At 62.6% G+C, this 24,637-nt stretch carries 17 protein-coding genes and 1 pseudogene; 9 read left to right on the top strand and 9 right to left on the bottom strand.

Annotated features, from left to right (window positions below):
- Positions 1-11 precede the first annotated feature (11 nt).
- On the top strand, positions 12-1,202 hold the full coding sequence (locus VF769_RS03220; protein WP_331006924.1) for an NAD(P)/FAD-dependent oxidoreductase: 1,191 nt from the start codon (positions 12-14) through the stop codon (positions 1,200-1,202).
- A 319-nt stretch (positions 1,203-1,521) separates the two neighbouring features.
- Positions 1,522-1,971, top strand: a complete 450-nt coding sequence (locus tag VF769_RS03215; protein ID WP_331006923.1) for a hypothetical protein — start codon at positions 1,522-1,524, stop codon at positions 1,969-1,971.
- 14 nt (positions 1,972-1,985) lie between these two features.
- Here VF769_RS03215 and VF769_RS03210 read toward each other — a convergent pair whose 3' ends face one another.
- The 3 genes and pseudogenes from VF769_RS03210 to VF769_RS03200 form a co-directional block, all read right to left on the bottom strand.
- On the bottom strand, positions 1,986-3,101 hold the full coding sequence (locus VF769_RS03210; RefSeq protein WP_331006922.1) for a WD40 repeat domain-containing protein: 1,116 nt from the start codon (positions 3,099-3,101) through the stop codon (positions 1,986-1,988).
- 162 nt (positions 3,102-3,263) lie between these two features.
- A pseudogene (locus tag VF769_RS18525) lies at positions 3,264-3,443 on the bottom strand (TIR domain-containing protein); the annotation flags it as partial.
- A 155-nt stretch (positions 3,444-3,598) separates the two neighbouring features.
- Entirely contained in the window at positions 3,599-3,811 is a 213-nt protein-coding gene (locus VF769_RS03200) for a DUF2061 domain-containing protein (RefSeq protein WP_331006920.1), read from the bottom strand.
- A 139-nt stretch (positions 3,812-3,950) separates the two neighbouring features.
- On the opposite strand from VF769_RS03200, the gene guaA reads away from it, so the two are divergent.
- Entirely contained in the window at positions 3,951-5,528 is a 1,578-nt protein-coding gene (gene guaA, locus VF769_RS03195) for a glutamine-hydrolyzing GMP synthase (RefSeq protein WP_331006919.1), read from the top strand.
- 126 nt (positions 5,529-5,654) lie between these two features.
- Here the strand turns inward: guaA and VF769_RS03190 are convergent, their stop codons facing one another.
- From VF769_RS03190 to VF769_RS03170, 5 genes are all read right to left on the bottom strand, one after another.
- Positions 5,655-5,924: a zf-TFIIB domain-containing protein gene (locus tag VF769_RS03190; RefSeq protein WP_331006918.1), complete on the bottom strand. Its 270-nt coding sequence runs from the start codon at positions 5,922-5,924 to the stop codon at positions 5,655-5,657.
- A gap of 282 nt (positions 5,925-6,206) precedes the next feature.
- Positions 6,207-8,123: an alpha/beta hydrolase family protein gene (locus VF769_RS03185; protein WP_331006917.1), complete on the bottom strand. Its 1,917-nt coding sequence runs from the start codon at positions 8,121-8,123 to the stop codon at positions 6,207-6,209.
- Between the two features lie 49 nt (positions 8,124-8,172).
- Positions 8,173-11,301, bottom strand: coding sequence for a TonB-dependent receptor (locus tag VF769_RS03180; RefSeq protein ID WP_331006916.1), 3,129 nt, complete (start codon positions 11,299-11,301; stop codon positions 8,173-8,175).
- Positions 11,302-11,412: 111 nt separating this feature from the next.
- Positions 11,413-12,423 (bottom strand): FecR family protein, encoded by a 1,011-nt coding sequence (locus VF769_RS03175; protein ID WP_331006915.1) that lies wholly within the window; start codon positions 12,421-12,423, stop codon positions 11,413-11,415.
- Positions 12,413-12,946, bottom strand: coding sequence for an RNA polymerase sigma factor (locus VF769_RS03170; RefSeq protein WP_331006914.1), 534 nt, complete (start codon positions 12,944-12,946; stop codon positions 12,413-12,415). The genes VF769_RS03175 and VF769_RS03170 overlap by 11 nt, the downstream gene beginning before the upstream one ends.
- A gap of 405 nt (positions 12,947-13,351) precedes the next feature.
- Between VF769_RS03170 and VF769_RS03165 the strand changes: the two genes are divergently transcribed.
- The 5 genes from VF769_RS03165 to VF769_RS03145 all read left to right on the top strand — a co-directional run bounded on the left by VF769_RS03165 (position 13,352) and on the right by VF769_RS03145 (position 20,845).
- A complete protein-coding gene (locus VF769_RS03165) occupies positions 13,352-15,496 on the top strand; it encodes a TonB-dependent receptor (protein WP_331006913.1) in 2,145 nt (714 codons plus the stop codon).
- Positions 15,497-15,548: 52 nt separating this feature from the next.
- On the top strand, positions 15,549-16,886 hold the full coding sequence (locus tag VF769_RS03160) for an MFS transporter (protein ID WP_331006912.1): 1,338 nt from the start codon (positions 15,549-15,551) through the stop codon (positions 16,884-16,886).
- Positions 16,883-18,520, top strand: a complete 1,638-nt coding sequence (locus tag VF769_RS03155) for a carboxylesterase/lipase family protein (protein WP_331006911.1) — start codon at positions 16,883-16,885, stop codon at positions 18,518-18,520. The genes VF769_RS03160 and VF769_RS03155 overlap by 4 nt, the downstream gene beginning before the upstream one ends.
- Positions 18,521-18,528: 8 nt before the next feature.
- Positions 18,529-20,094, top strand: a complete 1,566-nt coding sequence (locus VF769_RS03150) for an AMP-binding protein (protein ID WP_331006910.1) — start codon at positions 18,529-18,531, stop codon at positions 20,092-20,094.
- Between the two features lie 118 nt (positions 20,095-20,212).
- The gene (locus VF769_RS03145; RefSeq protein WP_349258086.1) at positions 20,213-20,845 is read left to right on the top strand and encodes a TetR/AcrR family transcriptional regulator; all 633 of its coding nucleotides are present in this window, start codon (positions 20,213-20,215) and stop codon (positions 20,843-20,845) included.
- Positions 20,846-20,974: 129 nt separating this feature from the next.
- On the opposite strand, the gene VF769_RS03140 is transcribed toward VF769_RS03145, so the two are convergent.
- A complete protein-coding gene (locus VF769_RS03140) occupies positions 20,975-21,430 on the bottom strand; it encodes an Lrp/AsnC ligand binding domain-containing protein (RefSeq protein WP_331006908.1) in 456 nt (151 codons plus the stop codon).
- 123 nt (positions 21,431-21,553) lie between these two features.
- Between VF769_RS03140 and putA the strand changes: the two genes are divergently transcribed.
- A complete protein-coding gene (putA, locus tag VF769_RS03135; protein ID WP_331006907.1) occupies positions 21,554-24,631 on the top strand; it encodes a bifunctional proline dehydrogenase/L-glutamate gamma-semialdehyde dehydrogenase PutA in 3,078 nt (1,025 codons plus the stop codon).
- Positions 24,632-24,637: the final 6 nt, after the last annotated feature.

Here is a 24,637-nt window from a genome sequence, read left to right as displayed (position 1 = left end):
AATGGGACGGGATGAGGCCGCTTGAGATTGCAATTGCTGGGTGCGGGGTTGCTGGCTTGGCGAGTGCCGCGCTGCTGACGCGCCAAGGCGCGCGCGTGGTGATCTTCGACAAGCTGGAGACGCCGAAGCCGATTGGCTCTGGAATCATCATGCAACCGGTGGGCTTGCATGTGCTCGACGCGATCGGCGCGGGCGAGGCGATGCGGGCGCTGGGCGCGCCGATCACGCGGCTTTATGGGCAAAGCGCGCCGCGTGGGAACGTGGTGTTGGACGTGCGTTATGACGCGCGTGGGAAGCATGCGCCGAGCGGGTTGGGCGTGCATCGCGGCGCCCTGTTTCAGGTTTTGTTTGATGCCGCGCGAGCGCTCGGCGTGCCGGTGGAGAGCGGGCGCGATGTCGTTGGCGTGAGCGATGGGCGATTGCGGTTCGCCGATGGCGCGGAGAGCGCAAAGTTCGATCTGGTGATTGATGCGTTGGGCGCGCGCTCGCCCCTGTCGCACGCAGCGAAGGCGCCGCTGCCGTTTGGCGCGTTGTGGGCGAGTTTGAAATGGGTCGATGGCTTCGATGGCGCGGCGTTGGAGCAGCGTTACGAGGCCGCGCGCAAGATGACGGGCGTGATGCCGATTGGGCGGCTTGCGGGCGAAACGCAGGATCAAGCGGCGTTCTTCTGGAGCTTGAAGCACACTGACCGCGCGGCGTGGCAAGCCGGCGATCTGGAGGCGTGGAAGCATGAGGTGCGCGCGCTTTGGCCGAAGACGGCGCCGCTGCTTGATCAAATCCATCGACACGAGGATTTGGTGTTCGCGGCGTACGCGCATCGCACTTTGCGTGAGCCGCTGTCGCGCGAATGCGTGCATGTCGGCGATTCCTGGCATTGCACGAGCCCGCAGCTTGGCCAGGGTGCGAACATGGCGCTGCTCGATGCGTATGCGTTGGCGGCGGCGCTCAGATCGCAGAGCGATTTGAGCATCGCGCTGGGCGAATATGCGCGGCTGCGGCTCTGGCATATTCGGCTTTATCAAAGCGCGTCCTTTCTGTTCACGCCGGCCTATCAATCGGAGGCCGCGATCGCGGCGTGGCTGCGCGATTGGATCATGTCGCCGATCTCGCGCGTGCCGCCTGCGCCCGCTGTGTTGGCCGCACTTGTGGCTGGCGAATTGGGCGCGCCATTGGCGGCGATTGCGGGAATTGATAGGCAGTAGGCAATGGGCAGTAGGCAGTAGGGGCAAGTGCTCGGGACTCGGTATTCGGGATTAGGGACTCGGGGCGCAGCTTTCTAGAAACTAAATCAGCGCCTCCGGCGCCCCCGCCTCCTGTAGGGGCGTCAGAAACCGGTCGAATAGATTTTGGCGCGAGCGTTGATTGCGCGGGGATTTTGGTTTGAGAAGTGTGGGATAGAGCGGGCATCTATCCCCGCAATCTCCAATGCGCGTTCGCCGCCGATGTTGCTCGCCGATGCGCGAACGAAATTCTTGACGATGCGCAAACCGCGTGCGCCAGTGAGGTTGCGCGGGGGGCGTTATGTTCGACTTCATCGGCAGATTTCTCAGCAGACTTTGGCGCGTTTCGAATTTCTGGCGCATCCCGCCCTTCGAGGATGCGTCAGCTGGTGTGCGCGTCGGCAGCCGGCTTGGCGGCTGCCTCATGTTTCTGTTCTTGTTGCTCTGCATCGTCGGCGGAGGGCTGGCGATCGCAGGCGCGATCTTCGGATTCACGTTCGACGACGTCGATCGATGGCTGGACGGGTTCGGCCCCTCTTTGGATGTCGTCGGCACGGTGCTGATTCAGAAGGTGCTGATGGCGATCGTGCTGTTGATCTGCATCGCGATTGGCGCGGGGCTGTTGTTCGCACGCGGCGCGCCCGACACGCCCAGCTGGGGCAAGACGATCCTGATCCTGCTGTTGTGCTTGGCGGTGGGCTATTGCTCCACCGTGAACATGCTGGCGCCGCTTGATGTGCGTGCGGGGTGATGGGCGGAGCACTGTCAGCGCGGGAGCGTGTCCTCCCAAACGCCCAGGCAGCCATCATCCCCCGCAGTCGCAAGGTAGCGGCCAGAAGAAGACATCGCCACGTATGTTAATGGTGCGCTGTGATAGCCGCCGTTTCCAATATCAACTCGTTCGGCATCGTCATAGGCGAACAAGGCGGGGCGATAGCCCGTTGCTACAGCAACAACGGGTGATTCCGGGTGTAGGGCCAAGCTGCGCAGTGGGAACTCCGCGCGAATATCGTTGCGATTGCGCCGGACATAATTGCCCGCTTCCAAAGTAAAGACGTCAAGGCGCGGATCAGACGGATTGGTCGAAGCCACAGTCATCAATTCGCCGACCGAATTGGAGCGTGCGTTGATCCTACCGTGCGCCATGATCGCGCCTGGCGCTTTGCGGGGTGTAAGTGCGTTGGCGTCGAGTCGACCATCAGGCCATATCCGATGGATTCCGCCCTGTCTGTCTGTAACAAAAAAGCATCCAGCCGCAGGCGAATAAGCGCAATCGACGGAACGTCCGCGCGCCATTTGCGGCAGGTACACTTCTTTGACCAGTGTCGGTGGCGTACCAAGACGCCAAAGAATCGCGCGTCCGCCAGCGATCGTGAGCGCGATATTATCTGGTGCGAGTGCTGAATCGATCACGCCGAGCTGAAATTGATTGTTGGCGTTGCGCCGAGCGGTGGGATCAAAATTCGGTAGGCAATGCTTCAATTGCTCAAGTTCGCAGAGTTTGTTGCCAAAGCTCCGCCCGCGAAAAATGTGGGTGGAGCCGCGTTCGCTGGCGACGAAGATCGTGTCGCCATCCGCGCTAAACCCGCCTTTCCAAAGAGCGCGGCTGTCTTGTTCGGTGAAGCTAAGATCCCCACCGGGAGCGGCCGCTTCTTCGACGATGTCATCGCCTTCTTCTTGCGAGCGTGTTTTCAATTCTGCGACAGCGTCAACATTCCAGACGATCGCGCGCCCGTCGCGGCCTGTGGAGAGGAGGGTCTTCTCTTCGAACGGATGAAACTCGACGCAGGTTGCGCCGTCCCGGTGCGCGATGCCACCGCCAAGCCAACCACGAAACTCAAAACGGGGCAGGCGCCTGCGTTTGATATTGATCTCGCGCACGAGATGCGACCACGCGTCGGTCGAGGTGAAGCGTTTGAAAATGGGCCGACGAAGGCGGCGACATTGCAGGTCTTTCGCCCACGATTGGCTCGCGGCGCCGATATCCTCAAAGCTTGTGAGGACAAGTTTCTCCTGGCGCTGGGCGAGGATCGCCTCGTACGCGACCCACCAGCTCTGCTCGGCGCGCTTCGACCAAATCAGCACGACACATCGGGCGCGCGCCACTTTCATCTCAATGGTTTTGCGCCAGTCGCTACCCGATTGAATGTCCTTGTCCCACCAGACTTTGAAGCCTTCAGCCTCAAGCGCGTGTGCCAGTTCGGCCGCGACCTTGGTGTCCATTCGCGAATAGGAGAGGAAGATATCGGGCCGCGCGTCTTGAAAAATCTGATCAAGATTTGGCGCGAACGCAGCGCTGTCGGCCATCAAAGCCTCCCACTTCAATTAACGAACCTTAACCATTGTGGATAAGGTCGCGCAACCGGGGCGGGTAGAGGTTAGGCGGCGCTACTTGGCGCGGTGGGCGGTTTACGGGCCTCGATCCGCGCCCAAACCCGGTCGTGGATCAGAAACGCCACGGTTTGCACGGCCGGTTCGATCAAGCCGACGGCCAGGGCGGCGCGCCAGTCGCTTGTGATCGCGTAGGTGACGGCGATCGCCACGATCAGGTGCATCAGCGAATAGGAGCCGGTCTTCAGGGCGAGTTTCATGGCTTGGCGCGCCGTTATTGCGAGTGGTTCGCAATAAGTGGATATCACAGGCGCGGCGTCAAGTGGCGCTCGCGGCCTGCAGAGCCGTTTTGCAGTGGCGACGAATTGATTTCCGGCGCGACGCACTGCATTTCGGGACATGGTTCAGCCGGTCGCCAGCGCTCAGGCTCACGAGCGCGTTCTCATCATCGATTTCGGATCGCAAGTTACGCAGCTCATCGCACGGCGCGTGCGCGAGAATGGCGTCTACTGCGAGATCCATCCGTACAACAAGGTCGATGGCGCGTTGCTCAAGAGCTTCGCGCCGAAGGCGATCATTTTCTCGGGCGGGCCGTCAAGCGTGCTCGATGATCCCTCGCCCCGGGCGCCTAAGGAGGCGTTCGACATGGGCGTGCCGATCCTCGCGATTTGCTACGGCCAGCAGACGATGAGCGTGCAGCTTGGCGGCGTGGTTGAAGGTGGGCACGCGCGCGAATTCGGCCGCGCCGATGTCGAGATCAAGAAAGCGTCGCCGCTGTTTGAAGGCTTGTGGGAGGTTGGCGGGCGCTATCCGGTGTGGATGAGCCATGGCGACCGCGTGACGAAGCTGCCGGAGGGGTTTGAGGTTGTCGGCGTCAGTGAGAACGCGCCGTTTGCGATCGCGGTGAACGAACAGCGCCGCTTCTACACGACCATGTTCCACCCCGAAGTCGTGCACACGCCCGACGGCGGCAAGCTCTTGCGCAATTTCACGCATCGCATCGCCGGGCTCAAAGGCGATTGGACGATGGCGGCGTTCAAGGATGAAGCGATCGCGCGCATTCGTGCGCAAGTGGGCGATGGCAAAGTGATCTGCGGGCTTTCGGGCGGCGTGGATTCGAGCGTCGCCGCCGTGCTGATCCATGAAGCGATCGGCGATCGACTGACGTGCGTGTACGTCGATCATGGCCTGATGCGGAAGGGCGAGTCCGAGCAGGTCGTCTCTCTGTTCCGCGATCATTACAATATTCCGCTCATCCACGCCGATGAAAGCGCGCGCTTCCTCGGCGCGCTCGAGGGCGTGTCCGATCCGGAAGTGAAACGCAAAACCATCGGCAAGCTCTTCATCGATGTGTTCGAGCAGCATGCGCACGAAGTCGGCGGCGCTGAATTCTTGGCGCAGGGCACGCTTTATCCCGACGTGATCGAAAGCGTTTCGGCGATCGGCGGGCCGTCGGTGACGATCAAGTCGCACCACAATGTGGGCGGCTTGCCTGAGCGCATGAACATGAAGCTGGTCGAGCCGCTGCGCGATCTGTTCAAGGATGAAGTGCGCGCGTTGGGCCGTGAGCTCGGATTGCCGGAGACGTTCGTCGGGCGCCATCCGTTCCCCGGACCGGGTCTAGCGATCCGCGTGCCGGGCGAAATCACCAAGGAGAAACTCGACATTCTGCGCGAAGCCGATGCCGTCTATCTCGATGAAATCCGAAAGGCCGGCCTGTACGATAAAATTTGGCAAGCGTTCGCGGTGCTGCTGCCCGTGAAGACGGTCGGCGTGATGGGCGATGGGCGCACCTACGAATATGTCTGCGGACTGCGCGCGGTGACGAGCACCGACGGCATGACGGCGGACTTCTTCCCATACTCGATGGATTTCCTCGGCCGCACGGCGACCCGGATCATCAACGAAGTGCGTGGCGTGAACCGGGTGGTGTACGACGTGACGTCGAAACCGCCGGGGACGATCGAGTGGGAATGAACGGGCGCGTTTCGCTCGCTCGCCAACTTCGGAAACGCGCCATTTCGCTGCATTTAGCAGGCGGCGCGGCCATGGCGCGAAGAGAAGCAGGGCGCACGCAGGATTTCCGCGCGCGCCCCATGGCCTCTAGAAGTCGAACAGATCGGCAAGCCGTGACCGGCGCCCGCCGCGGTGGCGATTGCCGCGATAATCGTCGTCATCATCATCTTCGCGGGAGTGGCGCTCGCGCGTCGACGCTTCCGCCAGCGTTTCCTGCTTCACCAGCGCGATGAGCTTTTCGAGTTCGCCCTTGTCGAGCCAGACTCCGCCCGTGTTCGGACAAACGTCGAACTCGATGCCGTAGCGATGAATCTGGCGCATCGGCGCGCCGTCGATGGGAGAATTGATGAGGGGCATGAAGGCCTCCGCTCCTAAGATGTTTGCCTTCGGGAGCATCCGTCGCGTTCGGGCCTTGTTCAAAACCGAGCCGCCATCGGGATGCTCCCGATGCGGTCCGACATCACGACTGAGTCTCAAGACACATCGCCGTCAGAGGGGCCCGGCCCGCACGCCAAGAAGCTGGGCGCGCCGCGGGGCGGCTGCAAGTGCGGCAGGCGTCGCGGCGCGCCAATCACACCCGTTTGATCGCTGTCATTGCAGAAATGAATGATGGGTCGCTCCGCAAGGGCTGAGCGGATGCTAGTTATCGCTAAGCAAGACGCGACGCACGAACTCTACCTGTGCGCCATCGCGCCAACGGCGATTTGTGGCGTTCTCGAAGCGGTGACCTTCATCGCCGGCGAGTAGGTAGCCAGCGCGCACGCCATTCTGCCTTACCGCCGCCACCATAGCCTCGGCCTGTTGTTCCGGCACGCGCGGGTCGTTGGCGCCCTGGATGATCAACACGGGCCTGTGTATCTCGTGCGCGCGTTGGAGAGGCGAGATCAGCGCCATCTGCGCCGCCATCAGCGGGTCGCGTTCGTCGCCATACTCAAGTCGTCGGTTGGCGAGTCGATAAGGCTCAGTGTTCTGCAAGAAGGTGGCGATATCGGTGACGCCGACGCGGGATATGCCCCCGCGGATCCGGTCTGGATAGGTGGCCAAGGATGCCATTGCGACATAGCCGCCATACGAGCCCCCAGCGATGACGACGCGGCTCGCATCAAGGTTCGGCTCCGCCTCGATCCACTCGAGCAGCGCGCCGATATCTTTTATGGCGTCCCCACGCCGCTCGCCGTCGTCAAGTTGTTCAAAGGCTCTGCCATAGCCTGTCGAACCGCGGATGTTGGGTTGCACCACAGCAACGCCCATCTCCATCACGTAATAATTATAGAGGCGGTTGAAGCTCGGTCGCGACTGGCTTGCTGGACCGCCATGGGCGGCAATCAGCACGGGTGCTGGCGTTTCCGCGCTGGCGCCAAGCGGCAGATAGATCAGCGCAGGAATTTGTCTTGCGCTGCCATTGACTCGGTCGAAGCTTGGGTAGGTGAATTCAATGGGCGTGGCGATACGCGCCGCACTCTGTGGTTCGACGCCGCCGGACCAGGGCGTGAAAGTTCCGGTGCGCCAATCATAGACGCCGTTCTCTGAGGGATGGCCGTTGCGGCTGAGCGAAAGGGCCAGTGCTGCGCCGTCATGGGTAAACCTGGCGTCGGCGATGACGCCGAGCGGCGCTGAGAAGCCCCCGCCTTGAACGTGGCCGGTGGCGAGATCGAGAATGGCGATGCTGTCGGCAACGCCTTCATTCAAGATGATCGCCAGTTTGCGCCGATCCGGCGACAGGATGATTTGCTCGATGTCATGCCCGAGACCGCCAAGCAGGCGTCGCGGCTGCGCGTTGGCGAAGTCAGCGGAATAAAGCTCGACATACTCGCCAAAGGCGTTCGTCGTGAAGAGGACGCGCTGGCCAACGAGAAAACCCTGCCGCACCGGCTCGGCGAGATGCAACAAGGAACGGCTCACGCCTGAGCCGCCATCGATCGTGTAGAGCACGTGACCGGTATCTGCCTGTCGGGAGATGAGGAGCTGGTTGCCGGCGCCAAAGTCTTCGATATAGGGCTGATAATTGGAGCGATCGCGCACGCTGCGCGCAGCGCCCTGGCACGGGGCTTGTACGATCAATTCCCATGCGCCGGCGCCGCGACGGGCGCTTGCGTAGGCGACCAGCGATCCGTCTGGGTTTGTGCGCACGGTGGCGTTACGCGTACCCGAGGGAGAGATCTCATGCGCGACGAATGCGCCGCGGACAGCCTTCGCCGCGAAGACGGCGTCGTACTCATCGCCGTCTTCGTCGCGCGTAAATAAGAAACCAGGTTCACCGCAGACTTGCGCGGGGCGTGGGTTTTCGATGCGCTCCGGCAGATCGACAGCCTGTCGGAAGGGACCGTGCGGCGTCTCGGCCGTATAGAGGTTGCCGAGCCGCAGAAAGGTGTAGCCGCTGGCGCCAAGCCGCCAATTCAACATCTCATAGGATGGACGCGTATCGACGTAATCGGCGACGGCCCGGCCATAGCTCTCGGCTTCAGCTGGGATGTCCTCCAACAATAGGTCGCCGATCTGCTGACGGGTGGCGGGGGCCGCCGCGGCGGCCAACGCGACAGCGCAGGCCGTCAGCATCAGACGCCACCAGCGGGGTGTGATCCGCTTAAGCAACGGCCCCGTCATCTCACCACGAGTGACGAATGCCGGCGTAGAACGCGCGACCAATCACATCGTAGGACGAATTGTAATTGCGGGTGCTGCCGCTGTTTGTGCCGGAGGGTAGGAACGGTCCGTAATCGTGGAAAATGTTGTTCACGCCGGCATAAAGGCGCGTGCCTGTGTCCTCGAACGCGTAATGCACATAAAGGTCGCTGCGCATCCAGGCGTCGACTTCGAGATAATTGGGATCGGACGGATCGAGCGCCAGATCGTCAACGGCTTCGCCGATATAGCGCGTCGTCCAGCGTAGGCGCAGCGGTCCGTTGGTCCAGCCCAAGGACGCGCGGAATTGATGCTCGCTAGCGCCGATCTGGCCGGCGCTCGATTGCGTAACCGGCGTGCCCGTGGGACCGACGAACGTGGTCTCAAGGGTGTCGATATAGGAATGGATCAGGTTGAAATCGAGTTCGCCAGGCATGAAGCTGGGTTCGAATTCATACGAGATCGTTGTGTCTATACCGGCTGAGCGCAGCTCATTCAAATTCTCCGAACGATTGACGATGCGATCGATCTCGCCTGTCGTCGCGTTGCGGGTAACCGCGTCGCAGAACACATTGTTCGGGTAAGTGGGCGAATTGTAGCAGAGGTCGAGAATGGTGTCGCTTTCGATCGAGCCGATCGCGTCCTCGACCTCGATGTCGTAATAGTCGACGATAAGCGAAAAGCCCGGCGCGGCGCTCGGCGTGAACACGAAGCCGAAGGTCGTCGTGTTGGCCGTCTCTTCCTGTAGATTGAGATTGCCGCTGTTGGGGCCGAAGATGCTGCTGTCGTCGAGGAGGAAGGCGCCGTTCAACGTCACGTCTGCGAGCACGCCGGGATCGGCGAGACAATTCTCCGCCAATGTTCCAGTCGATGCCAAGGTCACGCCGTTGCAGGGGTCGGACACGGTGTCAAAATCGCCGCGCAGTGAGGAGAAGAGCTCTGTGATATCTGGCGCGCGCTGCGCGCGGGAGATCTGCCCACGTAGACGGAAGTCAGGCACAGGCGCCCAGGTAAGGCCCACTTTCCAGCTTTCGACCATGTCGATGTTTTCGTGGCTGTAAGACGCCACGCGCAGAGCCGCTTCCGCGTTGAGCAGATGGGCGAAAGGTTGGTCGGAGATCAGTGGGATGTTGAATTCCGCGAACGCCTCTTGGACATCGTAATCGCCGCGCACGTCGGCGATGAACGCGTGGCCGGTAACTTCGGTCTGAGTGAGGGGATCTCCATCCGTCACTTGTTGCTCGCTACGATATTCGACGCCGAAGGCGGCTTGTAGCGGGCCTGCCGGAAGGTCGAACAGGGTGCCGACAATGCTGGCCGCCGCGGTGGTTTGTTCGAGCTCGGTTCGTGTGTGGTCCGTGGCTCGGATGTAATCGGCCATCTCCGACGTGATCGAGCCGATGCCGAAAAGGTTCAACGGCACGCAGCCATCGGCGCGCGCGCCCGCGTCGACACAGCGATAGCCGCCGGGATTATCTGGATCGGCCTCGATATTGAGCGCGTAGGCAATGTTTTGAAAATTGCCGGCGTTGTCGCGAATTTGGTTCTGCTCGAAACGGCCATAGCCGACGTAAGCTTCCCAGCTCCAATCGCCGAACGCTTCACCTTCAAGCCCTGCCCAGCTGCGCAATGTCTCGCGCTCAGATGTGCGGGTAATTCGTCCGAGTTCGCTGAATCGGCGCACCCACGCGACGGTGCCCACGCGTGTGGCTTCGACCTCAGGCGGAATGAAGGGGTGGTTTGCCGCCATCTGGCCGATCGCTTGAAGATTGTCGAACGGCCCAAACGTCGTGGTGGAGGACGCTGTCTCCGCCGAGCCCGCGGAGAAGGTTTCTTCCCACGAGAATTGCACACTGGCGAAGGCGCGGATGTCGTTGGCGAAGTCGTAATGGCCCTTCGTGGCGACGGACCAGCGTTCGCGCGGCGGCGAGATGGTCTGGTCTTGGCGCAGGTTGTAGCCGTCCAGCTGCGTGGAGAAGTCACGCGCTACCGCTTCGCCGTTTGGCGGCAGGTTGATGTCGTTGTGCCAGCCGAATTGATCGTTCCAAGCGTCGTTGCTCTCAAAGCGGCCGCCCGGTATGTTGCCGCTCAAGTTGCTAACGAGCGTCCCGCCGCTCCACGACACCGGTCTGAGCGACCAATCGCGATCGACGGCCTCGACAGCGGTTTCGTCTTCGTACGACAGAAACGCCATCACATTGCCGCGCCCACCGGCAAAGTTGCGGCCGAATAGCGCCTCAATCGTGGTTTCTTCCTCGCCGCCATCTTGCGACCAGCCATAGCGACCACTGAGGCGCGCTCCGTCATAATCGTCGTCGAGAATGACATTGACGACGCCGGCTATGGCGTCGGAGCCGTACACGGCCGACGCGCCGCCGGTCGTGACCTCGACGCGTTCGATAAAGCCGGACGGTATCGTGCTGGTGCTCACCTGTTGCGAATTGCCTGAGTTAGAGATCGCGCGACGGCCATCGATCAACGTGAGTGTGCGATTGGCGCCGAGATTGCGCAGATTGATCACGCTGAGGCCGGCGTTCTGCGTGCTTGTGTGCGTGCTTTCGGCGCTGAGGCTAAAATCGACGCCCGGAATTTGCGTCAGGATCTCGCCGAGATCGGTCTCGCCGGAGGCTTGGATGTCATCGGCGCCCAGGACTTGGGTCGGAATCGCGGTATTCAAATTTGAACGCGGAATGCGCGTGCCGGTGACGACAAGAATTTCTTCGCCGTCAACGTCGCTCGGCGCGGCCTGGCTCGCGGCGCCGAGTTGCGTAGGGGAGTTGGGGTCTTGGACCACATAGCCTTGCGTGCGAGTGCGTTCGAATTCAAGTCCGCTGCCCTGCAGAATCGCGTTGAGCGCCTGAGCGTCGTTGAGGGCGCCGCGCGCGCCCGGTGAGGTCCTTCCCGCGACGATTTCGGGCGAAAACAGCACGTCGCGCCCGGATTGTAGCGCGAAATCGCGGAGCGCGCTGTCGAGGTCCTGCGCTTGAATTTCGAATTGGCGGGTGGCTTCTTGCGCGGCGGCGGTCGCTGGGCTGGCGGCCGCCGTGAGCGCCCCAAATGATGCATAAGACAGCAGCACGGCGTGCCGCAAACCGAGTTTCTTAGTGCTCATCTTGCTCCCGTCCCCAATGACTCTGGTTTGGGAGATGGACCAACACCAACTCCCCCGCACAAGAAGAGACGCGGGCTGGGCCGAACACCTCAGCAAATATTTTCAATTTTGTTACGGATGGCCGGCAGACACTGGGGCGTGGGCTGCCGCCAGGCGAATTTCGGCATCGCTTTGGCCGGCGATCTCGATCGGAAATGCGGCGGTAAGCGAGTCGGCGAACGCTTCTGGACGCCCTGTCTGGAAAACGCCGCTAATGCTGATATCGCCGAGCGAAGGGTCGGTCAGCACGATCTTACGTTCATGATAGCGGTTCACTTCCGCGACCGCGCGCGCCAGCGGCTCTGCGTCGAAGATAAGCTGCCCCTGCCGCCAAGCACCGGTGCGGCGCAGATCGATCCGCTCGACCCGCGCATTTGCCATGGGTTCAATATCGGCGGCCTCTCCAGGCTGCAGCACAATTTCGGGCGGCGTATCCGCACGCAGCACGGTTTCCGTGTCGCCGCGATAGAGTGCAACGACGCCTTCCTCCAAAATTACCTGAACGCGATCGCCCTCGCGGCGGACTTCGAACGCAGTGCCAAGCGCGCGCACTTCCTCATCCCCCACGAAGACTCGGAACGGACGCAATGGATCGCGCGCCACGGCGAAATAGGCTTGGCCGTAGTCGAGCCACACGCGTCGCTGATCGCCATCAAGCTGGACTCTGACGCGCGTCGAGGTGTTGAGCGAAATTGTGCTGCCATCGGCCAATCTGGTGCGTCGCAATTCTCCAATGCCGGTGGAATACGTGCGGCTGTGCCGATCCAGATAGAGGGCGACCCCCGCTGCAGATGCCGCCGCAAGGCCCAGCGCGCCTGTGATCCAGACGCGGCGTGAGCCCGTCTGCTTCGCGCCCAGGGTAGCCAAGGCTCTGCGCGCATAGCCATCAGCGCGAAGGCGCTCAAACGCGAGCCATGTGCGCTCTGCTTCGTCATAAGCGGCTCGTCGTTCGGGTTGCTCGGCGAGCCATTCAGCGAAGTGCGCTTCATCGGCGGCGGTCACTTGATCGGAATGGAGCCGAACCACCCAGAACGCGGCTTGCCCGGCCATCGATGTCGCCTCGGTGTCCAGACTAGTCCGCATCGGACGCCTTCATCTTCGTTTGCAGGTGCGACAGCGCCTTGATCATGTGCTTTTCTACAGCGCTTGGCGATATGCCAAAGCGCACCGCGATCTGTGTGTAGCTGAGGCCGTCCATACGATTGAGTAAGAAAATCTCGCGTGTCTTCGGTCTAAGTTCCGCCAGCGCCGCGGCGGCGCGTGCAATAGCCTCTCTGCCTTCTAAGACGCGAGCCGGCGTCAACACCTCAGCGTCCAGGGGGGCATTTTCCAGTGGTAGGTGCGCCCCGGCGCCGCGCACCCGCCGCCGCCGCAGGTGATCGGTCAAGACGCTTCCGGCGATCTGAAAGAGATAGGCTTCGAGGTTAAGGATGTGGGACTTATCGGCCAGCGCCAGCAGCCTTGTGAAGGCCTCCTGGGTGAGATCCTCGCTCGTCGCCGCCGACATGCCGCGGCGTAGGAAGTAACGGATCAACGGCGTTCGATGACGCTCCAGCGTCGATGCTTCGTCGCCTGCCAGCGTTTGATCCTTGCGCGGATCGCTCACGCGTCGTCCTTTCCGCACGCAATTTTGTCCGGCGTCGGGGTTTCGCAAGTTTGGTCGGATTGTGCAACTCGGCGAACCGCAGCGATATCATGCTGAGGTGGATGTGCCGCTGAATTCGGCGCAACTACATGGCGTTCCAAGAGACATCTCATGCGCGTCTAATGCGACTTGCATGAAGCGCTGCCGACGGCAAGACGCTGCGCCAATCAAGCGCGTCCTCAGGCGTCTTGCCGCGCTGGGGTCGCCAGGTCGGACGACGTGCCTCCAGCAAAAAGTGTGCATGCGGGAGGGGTGCATAATATTCACGCACGCGAGAGTGAAGATTGACAGAGGGGCGGTTTGGTGGCTCTATCCCCGCTAAGGCGCGCTGGCGTAACGACGACCGGCGCCCAGGGGAGGAATACAATGAGGGCGATACTTCTCGCGTCGGCGTGCGCCGCCGCACAGGTGGCGGCTGTCTTGCCGGCTTATGCGCAGAGCGCTGGCGATCAGGGCGATGAGAACGAGATTGTCGTCACCGCCGAACGCCGCAGCACCAATGTCCAGACGACGCCGATAGCGGTGACCGTGCTGAGTGGGGAAGACCTGGAAAATCGCGGCGTCACCACGGTCGATCAGCTTCAGTTCGCGGCGCCAGGCGCCACGGTCAACAATTTCGGCCAAGGCATCGACTTCAATATCCGCGGCATCGGCAAGGCCGAGCACAACACGCAGACGACGACCGGCGTCATCACTTATCGCGACGGGGTCGCGACCTTCCCGGGCTATTTCACCGGCGAACCCTATTACGATATCGCGCGCGTCGAAATTCTACGCGGCCCGCAAGGGACGTTCGTGGGGCAAAACGCGACCGGCGGCGCCGTATTCGTGAGTTCCCGCGATCCGGTGATCGACGGCGGCTATCATGGCTATATTCAAGGCCAGGTCGGCAATTACGATCTGGTCGGCGCGCAAGGCGCGGTCAATCTGCCGATCAGCGATACGCTGGCGGCGCGTGTGGCCTTCAATACGGATTCGCGCGACAGTTTCTACGATATCACGGGGCCCTACAGCGGCGACGACGGCATCTTCACCGCGAGTGGGCGCTTGAGCGTGCTTTGGGAGCCGGCTTCCAACCTCTCGGTGTTGTTCAAGACCGATCTCAATTACCTCGATCTCAGCGCCTATCCGGCTGAACCCATTTTCTATGACGATGAGCCGTTTGACATCACGTCAAACGCCGAATGGATGGCGCTGGATCGTTTCATGCGCTCCGTGCTGCGCGTCGATTACGAATTCGGCAACGGCGTGACGCTGCGGTCGGTCAGCGGCTATCAGGAAGGCAATACGATGTATCGCGCCGATCTCGACGGCACGAGCATCGGGAACAATACGTTCCGCGACAGCGTCGACGAGACGATCTACTCGCAGGAATTCAACCTGATCTCGCCGGACGACGGGCCGATCACCTGGATTCTCGGCGCCTATTACCAGCACGACGAATACAATTTCCTGCCCGACGAATTCGTCATTGGCGTGCCGCCCGGCAATCCCGCCAGCGAGTACGTGCTCGACGGGACCAATCCGAAGGAAACCGCGGCCGTTTTTGGCCAAGTGACTTTCGAACTGTCCGACAGGTTCGAATTGCAGGTTGGCGCACGCTATGCGGAGAGCAGCACCGAGAACCATATCCGCGTTAGCCAGTATGGCATTCCGATCCTCCAGGAGCAGGAAGCCGATTGGTCCAATCTCTCTGGCAAGGTGGCGCTCAACTGGACCGTCGACGATCACAATTTCCTCTACGCTTTCGTCGCAACTGGTTTCCGCCCGGGCGGCTTGAACCTCCCGGTGAGCTTGTTCGGCTCGACCATAACGCTTGAGCCGTTCGACGAGGAATTGGTCACGAATTATGAGGTCGGCTGGAAAGCCGGCTGGTTCGATGGGCGTCTGCGCACGCAGATCAATGCCTATTACAACGATTATGAAAACTTCCAGGTCATTATCGGGTATCCCGACTTCCCCGTCTTCGGCCAGGAGGTGAACGTCCCGAACACGACCGAGATGTACGGCCTGGAAGCGCAATTGGAGGCCGTGTTTGGCGCGTTCTCGGTGGATGCGGGATTGGGCTGGATGCATAGCGAGCTTGGCGCGTTCTACGCGACCGACGGGCGCGCCATCTCTGTGACGCCGTGCGATCCGGAAACAGGCCCATCGAGTCTCTCCTGCATAGCGCTGGAGGGGCGCGAGCAGACCTACGCGCCCGAATTCACCTTCAATGTCGGCGCGCAATATGTGTTCTCGCTCCCGGGCGGCGACACGCTGACGCCGCGCTTGAATTACGGCCACGTCTCCGAACAATGGGCGACGCTCTTCCAGAACGAAGCGCGCGGCGACCGGGTCGAGGCGCGTAACGTCTTCAATGCGCAATTGGCGTGGACGCACGGCGACATCATCGCCACGCTATGGGCGACGAATTTGACCAATGAGGAATACGTGGCGGCGCTGAACTCCGGCATGCACTTCTATGGTCCGCCGCGCCAGTTCGGTCTTCGTGTCACGCGAGTATTCTAATGGCTGGCCAAATCCGCCTCATCGGCGTTTGTTGGTGCGGGGGGATTCTTGCATGAGCACCGGCAACGAAACGTTCGTCGTCAGCACCAGCCCGGCCGCGTCATCCACGCGGCCGGGCGCCCGCGCTTGGTCGGCGCTGGTCATTCTGACTTTCGTCTACGTGCTGAACTTCTTGGATCGTCAGCTTCTGTCGATCCTGGCCAAGCCGATTCAAGACGAATTGGGTGTCACCGATGGTCAGCTCGGCCTGATCAGCGGGCTCTATTTCGCGGTGTTCTATTGTGTGTTGGCTATCCCGGTCGGATGGCTGGCCGACCGCACCAACCGCACCAAAGTACTGGCGATCGCATGCGGGCTCTGGAGCGCGGCGACGGCAGCTTGCGGTTTCGCGGCAAACTACCCGCAGCTCGCCGCAGCGCGCATGGCCGTGGGCGTGGGCGAGGCGGGCGGGGTGCCGCCGTCGTACGCGATCATTTCAGACTATTTCCCATCGGGTTCGCGCGGGACGGCGTTGAGCCTGTTCAATCTCGGACCGCCGATCGGGCAGGCCTTGGGCATCGCCTTCGGCGCTTCCATCGCAGCCGCGTATTCGTGGCGCTCAGCGTTCATCGTTGTCGGCATTGTTGGTGTCGCCACCGCGCTCATCGTCTGGGTGTTCGTGCGAGAGCCCAAGCGCGGCGGCTTGGACGCGCCTGCGCCTGTTCAGGCCGTGGCGACGTCGGCGGAGAAGTCCGGTTTCTGGTCGACGTTTGCGATGTTCTTCAAGCATCCGGTGTTGCTGCGCGTGTCGCTCGCGTGCGGGGCGACGCAATTCGTGACCTACGCCGTGCTCAATTTCACCACGCTCTTTCTGATGCGCGAGAAGGGCATGACTCTGAATGAAGTGGCCGTCTATTACGCACTGCTCATCGGCGTCTTTGTCAGCGCCGGCATGTATGTTTCCGGCCGATTGATCGACACCTATGCGCCGCGCGCCAAGACAGCGTTTGCTTACATTCCGGCCATTGGCTTGGCCTTGGCGATGCCGCTCTTCATCGGTTTCGTCTGGGCGCCGGACTGGCGGATAGCGTTGCTCTTCCTCGCGCTGCCGACGGGGCTCAACTATTTTTACCTGTCCCCGGCGGTGACGTTGGTGCAGGAGGAGGTGCGACCCGACCAGCGTGTGCTCGCGGGGGCGCTGCTCCTATTGGTCATGAACCTCATCGGTCTGGGGCTGGGGCCCACCTATCTCGGCGCCGTGAGCGATTACTTCCGGCCCACGCATCCGGGCAATTCACTGCAGCTGGCGTTCTACACACTCGTGCCATTCTATCTGCTCGCGATCGCGCTCTTCTTCTGGCTGGCGGCGGCGATCAAGCGCGAAGCGCAGAACAGGAGCGCTGTCGGATGAAGGTCTTCCGATCCATATGTCTGATTATCGCGGCGCTGTGTCTGGCGGCCCCTGCATTTGCGCAAACTGGTCCTTTGGTGGATGCGCCCGCGGGGCGCCTGCGTGGCGAGGCGCTCGCCGAAGGGATCAATGTCTTCCGCGGCGTGCCCTACGCGCGTGCGCCGGTCGGGAATTTGCGCTGGCGCGCGCCGGCGCAAGCGCGTCGTTGGCGCGGTGAGCGCAATGCGACCCAGTTTGGCGCCGCTTGCATGCAACCGTCGTCACGCGGCGGCAGCATCTATTCCAACACCCACGCGGCGATGAGCGAGGATTGTCTCTTCCTCAATATATGGGCGCCGGCTGACGCGCAGAATGCGCCAGTGTTTGTCTGGATCCACGGCGGTTCTCTGACGACCGGCGCCGGCAGCGAGGCGATGTATGACGGCGCGCGCATGGCCCAGCAGGGGATCATCGTAGTCACGATCAATTACCGACTGGGCATACTGGGCTACATGGCCCATCCGGAACTGAGTTTCGAGAACGGTGGGGTTTCTGGCAATTACGGCCTGCTCGATCAGATCGCGGCGCTGCGTTGGATCAACCGCAACATCGCGGCGTTCGGCGGTGACGCGGCCAATGTCACGATCGCGGGCGAGTCTGCGGGTGCGCTGAGCGTGATGTATCTGATGGCGGCGCCCGAGGCGCGGGGCTTGTTCGCGAAAGCGATTGCACAGAGCGCCTACATGATCTCCGCGCCTGAATTACGTGGCTCGCGCTATGGCGACATTCCGGCGGAAGGCATTGGCCTTTGGCTCACCGGGCAAGTTGGCGCGAGCGACATCGCGAGCATGCGCGCGATGGAGGCGACCGCGCTTGTCGAAGCCGCTGGGCGTTCGGGCTATTTTCCGTTTATCACGGTCGACGGCCGCGTCGTGCCGCGCCAATTAGTCGAGGTGTTCGATCGCGGCGAGCAGGCGCCTGTGCCGATCTTGGCCGGCTTCAACGAAGGTGAAATCCGTTCGCTTCGGTTCCTCGCACCGCCACCGCCCGCGGACGCTGCAACATATGAGCACGAGATCCGCAATCGATATGGCGATCTCGCGGACGAGTTCTTGCGACTCTATCCTTCGTCCGACATTGCCGAGAGCGTCCTGATGACACCGCGCGATGCGCTCTATGGCTGGACTGCCGAGCGGCTGGTCGCCAAGCAAACCGCGCAAGGGCATCCATCTTTTCTCTATCTGTTCAACCATGGCTATCCAGCGGCGGATGCGCTTGGCTTGCGTGCTTTTCACGCGGCCGAGATTCCGTACGTGTTTGGCACGATGGAGCGGACGCCGCCGCGTTGGCCGCGCCCCGAGGCGACGCCGGACGAAGCCGCTCTATCTGAGGCAATGATGCGCTATTGGGTGTCGTTCGCGCGCGATGGCGCACCCCGCGCCGAGGGAGCGCCGGAGTGGCGACCCTATGGCGCTGAACGCCATTACATGTCCTTCGATGACGCGCCGACAGCTGGCGTGCATGTCATGCCAGGTATGTACGAGTTCAATGAAGCCGTGGTCTGTCGTCGGCGCGCGCAGGGCGGCATTGCCTGGAATTGGAATGTAGGCGTGCTGTCGCCGCCGCTGCCGCCACAGGTCGCACAATGCAGCTAGACGGCGACATGCAGTCGTATCCGCTGACACTCGACAAGTTTCTGGAGCACGCCGCGAAATGGCATCCGAACGCCGAGATCGTCACGGGACGCGAGGATGGCGGCCGCGATCGTATTGGATACGCGGATGTGAAGGCGCGCGCGCAACGGGTGTCGGCTGTGCTGCGTGGCGGGGGTGTGGCCTACGGCGATCGCGTCGCGACGCTGGCGTGGAACACGCAAGCGCACGTTGAAGTATGGTACGCGATCATGGGCATGGGGGCAGTGTGCCATACCCTCAACCCACGGCTCACGGGGGCGCAATTGAGCGCCATGCTGGCGCGGTCGCAAGCGCGGCTTTTGATTGTGAGCGCCGACCTCTTGGCGCTTGCGCGTCAGATCGCCGTCACCGCGCCGCAGCTGGAGCGTATCCTCGTCATCGATGGAGTTGTTGCCTCGGAGGACGATCGGCGGATTGAGGCGCTGGAGCCCTTGATTGCGTCTGCGTGGGGCGACGTCGTTTGGGGGGCGTTCGATGAGACAGCGCCATCCGGCTTGTGCTTCACTTCCGGCACGACGGGCGCGCCCAAGGGCGTGACCTACACGCACCGTTCCAGCTTCCTGCACACGCTGCGTATTCTGCAGGCGGATACGATGGCGATCCGCGCGCGCGACAGCGTACTGACGGTCGTGCCCATGTTTCACGCCAATGCTTGGGGTCTGCCGTTCGCCGTCCCGGCGGCAGGCGCCAAGCTTGTGCTGCCGGGGCGGCGCGCCGACGGCGCGCACTTGGCGCGGTTGATCAACGCGGAGTCGGTGACGATCGCTGTGGGCGTCGCCACCGTGTGGTTGGGCCTCGTCGAGCATCTGGAAGAGAGCGGCGGCGAGACGCCTTCACTGGAGCGTGTCATCGTCGGCGGCGCGCCGCTGCCGCCTGCGCTGATGGCGCGGATCGAAGAGCGCCTTGGAGTCTCCGTGCAAACCAGCTGGGGCATGACCGAGCTGTCGCCGTCCGGGACTGTGGCGCCGCCGCACGATCCCGCGCGCGCCGCGCACCTGTCCGGCCGTCCGGCCATCGGTGTCGATCTCCTGATCACGGATGCGGAGGGCAACGCTCTCCCGCAGCAGCGCAACGCCGAAGGCCATTTGCGCGTGCGCGGGGCCGCCGTGATCGAGCGCTACTTTGGCGAGGCGAATGCCGCCACCAATGCCGACGGTTGGTTTGCGACCGGCGATCTCGCCAAGATTGACGACGGCGGCAATCTCATCATCACCGGCCGCGCGAAGGATCTGATCAAGTCTGGCGGTGAGTGGATCAATCCTGCCGAGATTGAAGCCGTGGTGAGTTCGTTGCCGGAAGTTTCCCTCGCGGCGGTGATCGGGCGGTCGCATCCGAAATGGGGGGAGCGGCCAATCCTGCTGGTGCAGACGCGTGAGCAGAGCGCGATCAGCGATGATGATTTGTTGGCGCCGCTGCGCCAACATGTGGCGCCTTGGTGCATCCCCGATGCGGTTATACGTTTGGCGCAGATGCCGTTGGCGTCCACCGGTAAGATCGACAAGATTCGTTTGAGACTTGAGTATGGCGGCGCCTAGACCGAAAGCCAGCACCCGCGCCTCGGGCGCGCCCAAACCGCGGGCGAAGAAGAGCGCCGCTGCGGAGAGCGCAAAGTCGCGTCGGCCGCCGACCAAGGTGCAGCAGCGCGAAGAGAAGATGGAACAGATCCTCGACGCGGCCGAGTATCTGTTTTCCAAGCACGGCCTGCATGGGGTGACGTTGAAGGACGTCGCGCTGCGGGTCGGTGCGCACCACACGCTGGTGAACTATTATTTCGACGACAAGAAGAAGCTGTTTGACGCCGTGTTCGCCCGACGCGCCGAGGTGACCAGCACACGGCGGCTTGAGGCCTTGGACGCTTACGACAAGGCGTCGAAGGGCAAGCCGACGGTGGAAGGCGCGCTGAGGGCGTTTCTAGACACCGACCTTGATCTCTACAGCCAAGGCGGGGAGGGCTGGAAGAATTACGGCGCGTTCGGCGCGCAAGTGTCCAACACGCCCGAGGGCGCCGAGTTGATGGATCAACACTTCGATCCCGTTGTGTTGCGCCTGCTTGGCCTGCTCAAGAAGGCGCTCCCCGATTGCGCTGAAGAGGATATCTTCTGGGGCTATCATTTCGTCACGGGTGCGCTGATGCTCACGCTGGCGCGCACGGGCCGAATCGATCGCCTTTCCGGCGGACGTTGCAAGTCGGACGATTTTGGCGCCGTCAAGGATCGCATGGCGAGCTTCATGGCCGCGGGTTTCCTGGAGATTTGCAGGTCGCGTAAGACTGGCGGCAAGCGCTAGCCCTGCTGTTACCGCGCGGCGCCCAGCGCAGCGAAGAGCGTGGCGTTGCACGTCGGCGTCAAAGCTGACTGGGCGGCGGCGGTCATGTCGGCGCTCGCCGTCGGCGCGGATGAAGGCGCGCCATGCGGCTCAGATCGGCAACGCCAGCGTGTTCTTAACTTCTTCCAGAACCGCATAGGTGCGTGTCTCGCGAACGCCTGGCATCTTCACCAGAATCTCGCCGAGAAAGTTGCGATACGCGGCCATGTCCTTGACCCGCGCCTTGATCAGGTAGTCGAAGCCGCCGGCCACCATATGGCATTCGAGAATGTCTGGCTGCGCGGCGACGGCTTTGGCGAATTCATCGAACACGTCGCCGGTCGTGCGGTCGAGCAGCACCTCGATGAAGATCAGCAGCGCCCGGTCGAGCTTGGCGGGATCGAGCACGGCCATGGTGCCCAGAATGTAGCCGCGCGTGCGTAGCCGCTTCACGCGGTCAAAACAGGCGGCCGGCGAGATGTGGCAGGCCTCGGCCAGCGCCTGGTTCGTGATTCTGCCGTCCTCCTGCAGCGCGCGGAGGATGCGCTTGTCGATCTCATCCAGCATGAAGATCATTCGCCCGAAAACCCGATCGGCGGGGATTATTCGGGTGATGCCGCCAACATAACAAGCACATTCGCCAAATGCGCTGGTATAGGCGAGTGAAACTTCATCCTGGAATTGACTTCGATGACCACGCGTATGGATGGCGCCCGCGCCGCAATGACCGCCCTCTACCGCGCCCCGGAGCAAGACGTCCTGAAAGCCCTGCTTCCGGCCGCCACGCTGCCCGCCAGCACGCGGGGTCGGGTCGTTACGCGCGCCAAGACGATCATTGCCGATCTCCGCGCCGCGCAATCCTCCGGCTGGGTCAACCGCTTCCTTCAGGAATATCGCCTCAATACCGAGGAAGGCGTGGCGCTGCTGGCGCTCGCCGAAGCCTTCCTGCGCGTGCCCGATCCGGAGACGGCTGACATGCTGATCCGGGACAAGCTTGGCGGCGCCGATTGGGCCGCGCACGCCGGCCAGTCGGAGTCGCTGATGGTGAATTCCGCCACGTTCGGCCTCGTGCTGACGCGTGCGCTTGTTGGCGAGTCCCGCGAGGCGGGGGCATTGAAGCGCCTGGTTGCCCGCGCGGGCGAACCTTTCGTGCGCACGGCTGTCGGCACGGCGATGCGCATGATGGGGCAAGTCTTCGTCATGGGCCGCACCATCGATGAAGCCATGAAACGCGCCGCCGACGAGGACAATCGCGGTTTCACCGCAAGCTTTGACATGCTCGGCGAGGGCGCGCGCACCTATGGCGACGCGGAGAAGTATTTCGCCGCGTACGAAGCGGCCATCGAGTCCGTTGCCACGTCGAAGCTCGGACGCGGCCATTCAATTTCGGTGAAGCTGTCGGCTCTGCACCCACGCTACGAGACCAGTCACGCCGACACATGCGTGCCCGAACTTATCGAGATGACACGACGCCTCGCGCGCAAAGCGGCTGCAGCCAATGTCGGCTTCACCATCGACGCCGAGGAATGCGACCGTCTCATGATGTCGCTCGATATTATCGAAGGCGTCGCTCGTGATCCCGCGCTGAAGAGCTGGGATGGGCTCGGCATGGCGGTGCAAGCCTATGGCAAACGCGCGCGCGCCGTGATCGCCTGGGCCGATGCGCTGGGCGAAGACATCGGTCGCAAATTCATGGTGCGCCTGGTGAAGGGCGCGTATTGGGATAGCGAGATCAAGCGCGCGCAGGTCGAAAGCTTGAGCGATTATCCGCTGTTCACGCGTAAAGCGGCGACCGACGTGTCGTACCTCGCCTGCGCCAGCGACATGCTCGCCAGCCGCAATCTCTTCCCGGCTTTCGCCAGCCACAACGCGCTCACAGTCGCCACTATTCTTGAATGGGTCGGCGAGCGCCGCGACTTTGAATTCCAGCGTCTGCACGGCATGGGCGAGGGCCTCTACGAACGCCTCGTGCGCGAGCAGGGCTATGCCTGCCGCACCTACGCGCCTGTCGGCGGGCACCGCGAATTGCTGGCCTATCTCGTGCGGCGCTTGTTGGAGAACGGCGCGAACTCGTCGTTCGTACACCAGTTGGCGGACCCGGATGTTACCGAAGACGATCTGCTCGCCGACCCCGCTGACCGTATCGCCAAAGTCGGTGGCAAACCGCATCCCTCGATCCCGCTGCCGCGCGACATTTTTCCCGGGCGCGTCAATTCAGGCGGCATCGATCTGCACGACGCGGCTTTGCTGGAAAAGCTCGCCACGCAGATCAAAGCGATGCCAACGACGCTGCAAGCCTCACCCCTCATCTCGGGCGTGCGCAGCGAAGGCGCGGCCAAGCCCGTGCGTTGCCCTGCCAATCGCGCGCGCAACGCCGGCGCCGTGATCGATGCGACGGGCGATGACGTCACTCGCGCTATCGCCGCCGCCAAAGCGGCCGCCGATAGCTGGAACGCCACGCCTGTCGAAGATCGCGCCCAGTGCCTGGAGCGTTTGGCCGATCTCATGGAGGCCAACCGCACCGAGCTCATGGCCCTTGCTGTGCACGAAGCCGGCAAGTCGATCCCTGACGCGTTGGCCGAGATCCGCGAAGCCGTCGATTTCTGCCGCTACTACGCAATTCAAGCTCGCACCCAATTCGCGCCGGAACGTTTGCCTGGTCCGACGGGGGAGCTGAACGAGATACGTCTCGCCGGCCGCGGCGTATTCGCGTGTATTGCGCCGTGGAATTTCCCGCTCGCGATCTTCCTCGGTCAGGTCGCCGCCGCACTCGTCGCCGGCAATAGCGTGCTCGCCAAGCCCGCGCCGCAAACGCCGCTCATCGCCTATCGCGCCATACAACTCGCGCACGAAGCCGGCGTGCCAAAGGACGTGCTGCATTTCCTTCCCGGCGGTCCGGAAGTCGGCCGCGTGCTGACCGCCGATCCACGCATCGCCGGTGTCGCGTTCACCGGCTCTACTGGGACCGCCCGTACGATTGCGCGTGCGCTTCTGGACAATGAACAACGCGGCATCGTGCCATTGATTGCCGAGACTGGCGGTCTTAACGCCATGATCGTGGATTCCACGGCGCTGCCGGAGCAAGTCGTCGGTGATGTGGTCACCTCGGCTTTCCGCTCGGCTGGGCAGCGCTGTTCGGCGCTGCGACTGCTCGTGCTGCAGGAAGACGTCGCTGACCGCATTCTCGATATGCTGAAAGGTGCGATGGATGCGCTGATCCTCGGCGATCCGCTGGACATCCGCACCGATGTCGGCCCGGTGATTGACGAGGCAGCGCGCGACAAGCTTGAGGCCTATCGCCAATCCATGAAGGCGCGCTGGGTGCATGCGCTTGAGGCGCCGCAAGGCGGCGGTCTCTTCGTGCCGCCGACCGTGATTAAACTCGATCAGATCGAAGACCTGAAGCAAGAATGGTTCGGCCCCATTCTCCACGTCGCGACGTGGAAGGCTGGTGAACTGGATCAGACGATCGCGCGCATCAATTCCAGCGGCTTTGGGCTTACAATGGGCCTGCACAGCCGCATCGCCGGCGCCTCGGAGCGCGTGCGTCAGCTCGCGAAGGTCGGCAATCTTTACGTCAACCGGTCGATGATCGGCGCGGTGGTCGGCAGCCAGCCGTTCGGCGGCGAGGGCTTCTCCGGCACTGGCCCGAAAGCGGGCGGCCCGCGCTATGTGGCGCGCTTCGCCACCGAGCGTGTGGTGTCCATCGACACAACCTCCGCCGGCGGCAATGCGAGTCTGCTTTCGATCGAGGACGTCGGCTTTTGATCGTGC

Origin of the sequence: Vitreimonas sp. (assembly GCF_036392335.1) — a bacterium.
Taxonomy (GTDB): Bacteria; Pseudomonadota; Alphaproteobacteria; order Caulobacterales; family Aquidulcibacteraceae; genus Vitreimonas.
This window is presented reverse-complemented; position numbering and strand designations above follow the sequence as displayed.

Excerpts from the sequence above, each read along its gene's own strand:
- VF769_RS03220 (WP_331006924.1), top strand. The coding sequence starts at position 12 with ATGAGGCCGCTTGAGATTGCAATTGCTGGGTGCGGGGTTGCTGGCTTG.
- VF769_RS03215 (WP_331006923.1), top strand. The coding sequence starts at position 1,522 with ATGTTCGACTTCATCGGCAGATTTCTCAGCAGACTTTGGCGCGTTTCG.
- VF769_RS03200 (WP_331006920.1), bottom strand. The coding sequence starts at position 3,811 with ATGAAACTCGCCCTGAAGACCGGCTCCTATTCGCTGATGCACCTGATC.
- guaA (WP_331006919.1), top strand. The coding sequence starts at position 3,951 with ATGGTTCAGCCGGTCGCCAGCGCTCAGGCTCACGAGCGCGTTCTCATC.
- VF769_RS03190 (WP_331006918.1), bottom strand. The coding sequence starts at position 5,924 with ATGCCCCTCATCAATTCTCCCATCGACGGCGCGCCGATGCGCCAGATT.
- VF769_RS03185 (WP_331006917.1), bottom strand. The coding sequence starts at position 8,123 with ATGCTGACGGCCTGCGCTGTCGCGTTGGCCGCCGCGGCGGCCCCCGCC.
- VF769_RS03180 (WP_331006916.1), bottom strand. The coding sequence starts at position 11,301 with ATGAGCACTAAGAAACTCGGTTTGCGGCACGCCGTGCTGCTGTCTTAT.
- VF769_RS03175 (WP_331006915.1), bottom strand. The coding sequence starts at position 12,423 with ATGCGGACTAGTCTGGACACCGAGGCGACATCGATGGCCGGGCAAGCC.
- VF769_RS03165 (WP_331006913.1), top strand. The coding sequence starts at position 13,352 with ATGAGGGCGATACTTCTCGCGTCGGCGTGCGCCGCCGCACAGGTGGCG.
- VF769_RS03160 (WP_331006912.1), top strand. The coding sequence starts at position 15,549 with ATGAGCACCGGCAACGAAACGTTCGTCGTCAGCACCAGCCCGGCCGCG.
- VF769_RS03155 (WP_331006911.1), top strand. The coding sequence starts at position 16,883 with ATGAAGGTCTTCCGATCCATATGTCTGATTATCGCGGCGCTGTGTCTG.
- VF769_RS03150 (WP_331006910.1), top strand. The coding sequence starts at position 18,529 with ATGCAGTCGTATCCGCTGACACTCGACAAGTTTCTGGAGCACGCCGCG.
- VF769_RS03145 (WP_349258086.1), top strand. The coding sequence starts at position 20,213 with ATGGAACAGATCCTCGACGCGGCCGAGTATCTGTTTTCCAAGCACGGC.
- VF769_RS03140 (WP_331006908.1), bottom strand. The coding sequence starts at position 21,430 with ATGCTGGATGAGATCGACAAGCGCATCCTCCGCGCGCTGCAGGAGGAC.
- putA (WP_331006907.1), top strand. The coding sequence starts at position 21,554 with ATGACCACGCGTATGGATGGCGCCCGCGCCGCAATGACCGCCCTCTAC.